This window comes from Synechococcus sp. H55.9, from assembly GCF_047462355.1.
Lineage (GTDB): Bacteria > Cyanobacteriota > Cyanobacteriia > Thermostichales > Thermostichaceae > Thermostichus.
Map to the genome: position 1 here is coordinate 1 of NZ_JANSJB010000210.1, position 1026 is coordinate 1026.

General features: G+C 57.6%; 1 protein-coding gene. It reads right to left on the minus strand.

Going from position 1 to position 1026, the window contains the following annotated elements:
* The coding region (locus NW857_RS13180) for a GAF domain-containing protein (protein ID WP_414369244.1) at window positions 1–1026 on the minus strand (1026 nt) is incomplete at both ends.

The following is a 1026-nucleotide window of genomic DNA, read 5'->3' on the forward strand; positions in this document are numbered from 1 at the left end:
CAGCAGGTCGTTGATGAGCTCGATTTCCCGCTGGCATTCTCGCTCGGCAATGCTTAGATATTGAGCTCGTTTTTCGGTTGAGGGAGCCATCTGCAGCATCTTCAGAGCCATCTTCAAGCTGGTCAGGGGGGTGCGCAGCTCGTGGCTGACGGTGCTGATAAAGTCATCTTTAAGACGGTTAAGCCGCTCCAGGGCTTGCACCTGCTCTTGGGCAGCTTGGAACAGGCGCGCCTGGCGCAGCCCAATGGCGCATTGGTTGGCCACCTGCTGGATGAGGGCGATCTCCGCCTCATCAAAACAATGGCCGGAACGTCGAAACAGCAATAAATCTCCCAGAACTTGGTCTTTATCACTGAGGGGACAGGCGACCACCACACAGTGATCCTTGGCGGGACGCGGCGAATCTGAGGAGATGACGCAAAATAAACAAGACTGCCTGCGCGTTAGTTGACGATATAGATCGTCGTAGAGGCCCCCCACCATCGGTATGGTAGTGTTGAGTGCAGGATCCCAGCGGGGGCAATACTCGTAGCTGATGGTGGAAAGGGTGAGATCGGCGTTGTAAAGGCCGATATCGCAGGCATCGGCATCCAGGCTCTCCCCCAGCTCGCGCACGGCGGTATTGAGGATCTCGGCTTCGTCGAGAGAATCGCGCACGCGGTCGGTGATGCGTTTTAAGATGGCCTCAAATTGCAAAGCCCGCTCCAGCTCGGCGGTGCGCTGCTGCACCTTCTCCTCCAGCGTTTGGTTCAGGGCTTTTACCTGTTCATAAAGCTGGGCTTGCTGCAAGGCAATGGCCAATTGCTCCGCCAGCTCTTGCAAGAGCTTAATTTCCCACTCCTGCCAAGGACGGCTGGCCCGGCAGTGCTGCGGCACCAAGAGGCCCCAGAGCTCCTCCCCCTGCCGAATTGGGATCACCAAGTTGGCCTGAGCCTGAAAGGATTCCAAAAGCTCCCGGTAGCAGGGATCCAAAGGGGCCGTGGCCACATTGTCGATGGCCTGCACAAAGCCCTGCTGGTACTTGCG